A 6,847-nucleotide genomic window follows, 5' to 3' on the forward strand; every position below is an offset into this window, starting at 1 on the left:
ATCGTCCGGCTCGCGGTCGCCACGGTCCCGCAGGGCTTCGCCGCGGTCGCGCCGGTGCTCGGCGTGGCAGGCGTGGTCGGCATCCTCTGGGGAGGCCTGGCCTGCCTGGTCGAGAACGACCTCAAGCGGCTCATCGCCTACTCCTCGGTGGCGCACATGGGCTTCGTCGCGCTCGGCCTGGCCAGCGGCACCGCGACCGGGCTGCAGGCGGCGCTGTTCGCCAACGTCGCCCACGGCGTGGTCTCGGCGCTGCTGTTCTTCCTCGTCGGCGGCCTGAAGTCCCGCTGGGGCTCGGCCGACCTGCGGGTCGCCCGCGCCGCGCTGCGCGAGGTCTCCCCGCGACTCGGCTTCGCCCTCGTCGTCGGCTTCGCCGCCTCCCTCGGGCTGCCCGGCCTGGTCGGCTTCTGGGGTGAGTTCCTGGCTGTGTATGCCGCGTGGTCACCGGCCGTGGGCTCCCCGGTCACGCTCTTCCGCGTGCTCGCGGCGGTGGCCGTGCTCGGCACCGCGCTGGCCGCCGCCTACTCGCTGCGCGTGCTGCGCACCGTCTGGGCCGGCGACCGGGAGGCCCCGGCGCTGGCCGATGCGCGTGGCGCCGAGCTGGCGGTCGTCGCGGTGCTCGTCGTCGCCGTCGTCGGGCTCGGCGTCCTGCCCGGGACGGTGCTGCGCAGCACCGCGCCGGACGTGGCCCGGATCGCCATGGAGGCGGTCCGATGAGCGCCGTCGTCTCCGTCGACCTGATGACGCTCACCCCCGTGCTGGCCCCCGCCGCGGGCGCCGCGGCGGTGCTGGTCGCCGACGCCGCGCTGCCGCGGCTGCGCCGCACGCACCTCGTCCTCGCCCTCGTCGCGCTCGCGCTCGGTGCCGCCGGCACCATCGGCGGCCTGGGTGCCGCCGCAGGGGATGTCCGTCGCACCCTCTGCCTGCCCGGGCACCCGGACGTGTGCCTCTACGCCGCCGGCCCGGCCGCCTCCGCGCTGCAGCTGGCCGCCCTGCTCGGCGCCGTGGTCACGGTGCTGCTGGCCTGGCCGGGGGAGCGCGACGCCCCCCGCGGCCGGACCGCGGTCACGGTCAGCCTCGTGCTGGCGGCCACCACCGGTGCCACCGCGGTGGCTGCGGCTCGTGACCTCGGCTCCTGGCTCGTGGCGCTCGAGCTGGCCACGCTGCCCACGATCGCCCTGGTCGCCCTGCGTGGCGTCCGGGCCGCGATCTCGGGCGCGGTCGCGCTGCTGACCACCTCGCTGGTCTCCTTCGCGATGCTCGCCCTGGCCGCCGCCTGCTGGTACACCGCCACGGCCAGCCCGCTGCTCGCACCCGACGCGGCGCTGGCCGCCAACACCGACCCCACCCGCCGCGCGGTCCTGGTCCTCGCGCTGGTCCTGTTCGTCGCGGGCATCGGGTTCAAGCTCTCGCTGGTGCCCTTCCACGCCTGGACCCCCGAGGCCTACGACGGGGGGTCCCTGCCGGTGACGGCGTTCCTGGCCGGCGCCTCGAAGGTGGCGGCGCTGGCGGCCCTGCTCGTCGTGGTGCGGGCGATCACCCCGCTCGGCGCTCCGGTGCTCACCGCGGTCGCGGTGGTGGCCGCGCTGAGCATGACCCTCGGCAACGTCATGGCCCTGCGCCAGGACACCGTGCTGCGCCTGCTGGCCTGGTCCACCGTCTCCCAGGCCGGCTGGGTGGTCCTGCCCCTGGCCACGCTCTCCGCCGGGGCGGTCGAGGCGTCCACCGCCTACCTGCTGGCCTACGTGGTCGCCACGCTGACGGTGTTCGCCGTGGTGGCAGCCGTGGGCCAGCTGCGCGGGATGCCCGCCGCGCGCACGCTCACGGCCTACCGGGGGCTGCTGCGCGACCGGCCGGGACTGGCCGTCGCGCTGGGGCTGGGCCTGCTGTCCCTGGCGGGCCTGCCGCCGGGCGTCCTCGGCCTCGTCGCCAAGGTGGTCGCGCTGCGGCCGGTGGTCGCCGGTCAGCTGTGGCTGCTGGCCCTGGTGGCGGCGGCCAACGCGGTGCTGGGCGTCGCGGTCTACCTGCGCTGGCTGCGGGTGCTGCTCGAGCGTCCCGAGGAGGCTGGCGCACCTACAGCCCGGCGAGCCCATCCGGCCGTGCTGCTCGCCGTCGGGGTCGGCGCGCTCGCCCTCGTGGTCACCAGCGCCGCGCCGCAGCTGCTGCTGCACCTCGTCGGGGGCTGACCGGACCGACCGAGTCTGGACGGCGACTGGGTGCCGGCTGGACGGAACGCGCGCGTGTCCATCGACGTTGGACTGGGCATGCACAAGCACTACAACGGGCTCAAGACCGCCCTGCTGTTCGGCAGCATCTGGGCTCTCTTGCTCGCGATCGGCGCGCTGGTGGCCGGCGGCCGGTACATCTGGTTCTTCGCGCTCTTCGGAGTCGCCACCACGGCCTACGGCTACTGGAACAGCGACAAGCTCGCGATCCGCGCCATGCACGCCTACCCGGTCAGCGAGGCGCAGGCGCCGGTGATGTACCGCGTCGTGCGCGAGCTGTCGACGAGGGCGGGCAAGCCGATGCCGCGGCTCTACATCTCGCCGACCGAGGCACCCAACGCGTTCGCCACCGGGCGCAACCCGCAGAACGCCGCGGTGTGCTGCACCGAGGGCATCCTGCGCCTGCTCGACGAGCGGGAGCTGCGCGGCGTGCTCGGGCACGAGCTGATGCACGTCTACAACCGCGACATCCTCACCGCCTCCATCGCCGCGGCGATCGCCGGCGTCATCACGAGCATCGCCCAGTTCTTCATGTTCTTCGGCATGTTCGGGGGCGGCGGTCGCGACAACGAGGAGGGCGGCAACCCCATCGCCATGCTGGCCATGGCGCTGCTGGCGCCGCTCGCCGCGGGGATGATCCAGATGGCCATCAGCCGCACCCGCGAGTACGACGCCGACGAGGACGGCGCGACCCTGACCGGGGACCCGCTGGCGCTCGCCTCCGCACTGCGCAAGCTCGAGATCGGGGTCTCGAAGGCGCCGCTGGCCCCCCAGCGCGACATCGTCAACGCCAGCCACATGATGATCGCCAACCCGTTCCGCGCGCAGGACGTGTCCCGGCTCTTCTCCACCCACCCGCCGATGGCCGAGCGGATCGCCCGGCTCGAGGCGATGGCCACCGGCTACCGCGGCCACTGAGCCGGCTGAGGTCGAGCAGAGCGGCGGGGTCCCGGCAGGGGCCCCGCCGCTGCGCTGTGGGCGCAAACCGGTGACAACCCCGCCGGGGCCTCTGGTTAGGTGAGCCCATGGCGAGCTTGACACGAGTTGAAGCAGAGGCGCGTTCGGCGCTCATCGACGTCACGGCATACGACGTCTCCCTGAACCTCGACGCGGGGGAGAAGACCTTCGGGTCGACCTCGACGGTGCGGTTCACCGCCCGCGAGCCCGGCGCGTCGACCTTCCTCGACGTCAAGGCGGTCGAGGTGCACTCGATCACCGTCAACGGCAAGGAGATCGACCCCACGACGGTGCGCGACCAGCGGGTCGCCCTGGAGGACCTGCAGGCCGAGAACGAGGTCACCGTGGTGGCGGCGATGGCCTACAGCAAGGACGGGCAGGGCCTGCACCGGGCGGTCGACTCCGCCGACGGGCGGCACTACGTCTATGGCCACCTGTTCCTCGACGCCGCGCCGCGGGTGTTCGCCTGCTTCGACCAGCCCGACCTCAAGGCCCCCTATGACATGCGAGTGCAGGCGCCCTCGGACTGGCTGGTCGTCGGCAACGGCGCGGCGACCCAGACCTCCGAGGGGCAGTGGACCCTCGCGACCACACCGCCGCTGGCCACCTACTTCGTCACCGTCTGCGCCGGCCCCTACGTCTCCGTCAAGGCCGAGCACGACGACATCCCCCTGGGCATCCACGCCCGCGCCTCGCTGCGGGAGGCGCTCGAGCGCGACGCCGAGCAGATGTTGACCGTCACGAAGCAGTCGCTGGACTATTACCACTCGCTGTTCGGCATCCGGTACCCGTTCGGGGAGTACCACCAGGTGTTCGTCCCGGAGTTCAACGCCGGCGCGATGGAGAACCCCGGTTGCGTGACGCTGCGCGACCCCTACCTGTTCCGCGACGGCGCCACCCACGAGGAGGTGCTGACCCGCACCAACACCATCGCCCACGAGTGCGCCCACATGTGGTTCGGCGACCTGGTGACCATGACGTGGTGGGACGACCTGTGGCTCAACGAGTCGTTCGCCGAGTACATGGCCCACCGCACGACGTTCGAGGGCTGCGGCTTCGACGACGCCTGGATCGACTCCTCGGTGGCACGCAAGGCGTGGGGCTACGCCGCCGAGCGGATGCCCTCCACCCACCCGGTGGCGGGCTCTCCGGCGCCCGACGGTGATACGGCGCTGCAGAACTTCGACGGCATCTCCTACGCCAAGGGCGCGGCCACCCTGCGCCAGCTCATCGCCTACATCGGGGATGAGGCTTTCCTCGCCGGGGTCCGGGACCACCTGACCACGCACTCCTACGGCAACGCCGACCTCGCCGACTTCCTCGGTGCCATGGAGCGCGCCAGCGGCAAGGACCTCGGCGCGTGGGCCGAGGCATGGCTGCGCACTGCACAGCTGGACACCATCGAGCTCGACCTGGAGACCGGCGAGGGAGTCATCGCCGCGGCGAGCCTGCGCCGAAGCCGGCCCAAGGACCACCCCGCCGACCGTCCGCACAGCCTCGACGTGGCCGGCTGGTCCGGCGGCGAGGAGGTGTTCCGGGTGGCGACCGTGCTCGACCGGGACGACATGGCGCTGCCCGAGCTGGTCGGGCGCCCGGCGGCCCGGGTGGTCGTGCCCAACGCCGCCGACCTCACCTGGGCCACGGTCAGCCTCGACCCCGCCACGCTGGCGGCGCTGCCCTCGGAGCTGGCGCAGATCCCCGACGGCCAGGCCCGGGCCGTCGTCTGGACCGCGCTCGTCGACGGCGTGTGCCTCGGCACCGTCGACCCGCGCCAGATGCTGCGGGTCTTCGAGGGTGCGTGGGCGCAGGAGACCCACGAGTCGATCCTGTCCCGGATGGCCATCCAGATGGTCGCCCGGATCATCCCGCAGTTCCTCCCCGCCGCCGAGCAGGAGGCCGCCACCCAGGTGGTGGCCCGGGCGGCGGCGACGCTGCTCGAACGCGCCGAGCCCGGCTCGACCACGGCCCTGCTGGCCGCGCGCTACCTCGCCCGCACCACCGACGACGTCGAGCTGCTCCGGCGCTGGGCCGAGGGCGAGGGCGTGCCGGAGGGCCTTGCCGGGGACAACGACCTGCGCTGGCTGGTCCTGCGCAACCTCGCCGGCCGGGGGGCCATCGGTGAGGCCGAGATCGACGCGGCGCTGGAGCGGGACCACACCATGCAGGGCGGTCTCCAGGCCCTCTACGCCAAGGCGGCCCGGCCCACGGCGGAGGCCAAGGCGTGGGCGTGGGAGCAGATCACCGGCGACCACGACCGGTCCAACTACGAGATGATCTGGCTCGCCCAGGGCTTCTGGCAGGCAGGCCAGCTGGACCTGGTGCGCCCCTACGCCGAGCGCTACTTCACCGACGTGCCGGCGATGGCCGGGCGCGTCGGCGAGGACGCGCTGAACAACGTGGCCAAGCCGGCCTTCCCGTCGGTCGTCGTCGAGCCGGCCACCCTCGAGCTGCTCGAGCAGGCCCTCGCCGGCGGCACGCTCACCCCGGCGGTGCACCGGGCGATGGTCGACACCGGCTCGCAGCTGCGCGAGGCGGTGGCCTCCCGGGCGACCTGGGGCGCCTGAGCGGGGACCCGAACCGGCGGGTGACGACCCGCCACACCCCTCCGGCCCCCGGGCGTGAGACTGCTCACGCCCGGGGGCCGGAATCGTTCACGCTTCAATCGCCTTGGCACGGGAGAAGGACAAATCCGACCCCCAGGATGGTGAGCTTCCCTGTGAGCGACGTGTTCGCCCCGTTCTCCCTCGGCCCGCACGAGCTGAGCAACCGCATCGTCATGGCGCCGATGACGCGCAACCGCGCCGACGCCAACGGTGTCCCCACCGACATCATGGCCACCTACTACGGCCAGCGTGCCGGCGCCGGCCTCATCGTCACCGAGGGCATCCAGCCGTCGGCGACCGGGCAGGGCTACCCGCACACGCCCGGCCTGCACACCGACGAGCAGGTCGAGGGCTGGCGCAAGGTCGCCGACGCCGTGCACGCGGGCGGCGGGGTGGTCTTCGCCCAGATCATGCACGCCGGCCGCATCTCGCACCCGGCGCTGATCGGCGCCCAGCCGGTGGCCCCCTCCGAGGTCAAGCCCGTCGGTGAGGTGTTCACCCCCGAGGGCCTCAAGCCGTTCGAGACCCCGCGCGCCCTGGAGACCGCCGAGCTGCCGGGCATCGTGGCCGAGTACGTCGACGCCGCCCGCCGCGCGGTCGCGGCCGGCCTGGACGGCGTCGAGCTGCACGCAGCCAACGGCTACCTGCTGCAGCAGTTCCTCTCCGACAACACCAACCAGCGCACCGACTCCTACGGCGGCTCCCCGGAGAACCGCGCCCGCTTCGTCGTCGAGGTCACCCGGGCCGTCGTCGAGGCCATCGGCGCGGAGCGCGTGGGCATGCGCGTCTCCCCGGGTGGCGACTTCAACGACATCCACGAGACCGAGGCGGCGCAGACCTACGCCGAGCTGCTCGCCGGCATCAAGCCGCTGGGCCTGGCCTACCTGCACGTCATCGACGACCCGTCCGGTGAGGTGGCCGCTGCGCTGCGCGAGGGCTTCGACGGCACCGTCATCGTCAACACCGGCTTCGCCGGCTCCAGCGACCTGTCCACCGCCAGGCAGGCGCTGGCCCAGGACCGCGGCGAGCTCTTCTCCATCGGCCGGGCCTTCATCTCCAACCCCG

Annotated in this window: 5 protein-coding genes; all 5 read left to right on the forward strand. The window is 73.3% G+C overall.

What is annotated here, in order from left to right:
* Positions 1-714: proton-conducting transporter membrane subunit (locus VF825_RS06875; RefSeq protein ID WP_331111520.1), on the forward strand; the 714-nt coding region annotated here is incomplete at its 5' end.
* Positions 711-2,183 (forward strand): proton-conducting transporter membrane subunit, encoded by a 1,473-nt coding sequence (locus tag VF825_RS06880; RefSeq protein WP_331111522.1) that lies wholly within the window; start codon positions 711-713, stop codon positions 2,181-2,183. The genes VF825_RS06875 and VF825_RS06880, both read left to right, overlap by 4 nt.
* A 78-nt stretch (positions 2,184-2,261) precedes the next feature.
* Complete coding sequence (gene htpX, locus VF825_RS06885) at positions 2,262-3,140, forward strand: zinc metalloprotease HtpX (protein WP_331111528.1); 879 nt, start codon at positions 2,262-2,264, stop codon at positions 3,138-3,140.
* Positions 3,141-3,247: 107 nt separating this feature from the next.
* On the forward strand, positions 3,248-5,743 hold the full coding sequence (pepN, locus tag VF825_RS06890; RefSeq protein ID WP_331111524.1) for an aminopeptidase N: 2,496 nt from the start codon (positions 3,248-3,250) through the stop codon (positions 5,741-5,743).
* A gap of 152 nt (positions 5,744-5,895) precedes the next feature.
* Positions 5,896-6,847: alkene reductase (locus VF825_RS06895; protein WP_331111526.1), on the forward strand; the 952-nt coding region annotated here is incomplete at its 3' end.

The organism is Oryzihumus sp. (assembly GCF_036391795.1).
Classification (GTDB): Bacteria; Actinomycetota; Actinomycetes; order Actinomycetales; family Dermatophilaceae; genus Oryzihumus.

What these genes read in the sequence shown, in the direction of transcription:
- VF825_RS06880 (WP_331111522.1), top strand. Translation starts at nt 711, where the DNA reads ATGAGCGCCGTCGTCTCCGTCGACCTGATGACGCTCACCCCCGTGCTG.
- htpX (WP_331111528.1), top strand. Translation starts at nt 2,262, where the DNA reads ATGCACAAGCACTACAACGGGCTCAAGACCGCCCTGCTGTTCGGCAGC.
- pepN (WP_331111524.1), top strand. Translation starts at nt 3,248, where the DNA reads ATGGCGAGCTTGACACGAGTTGAAGCAGAGGCGCGTTCGGCGCTCATC.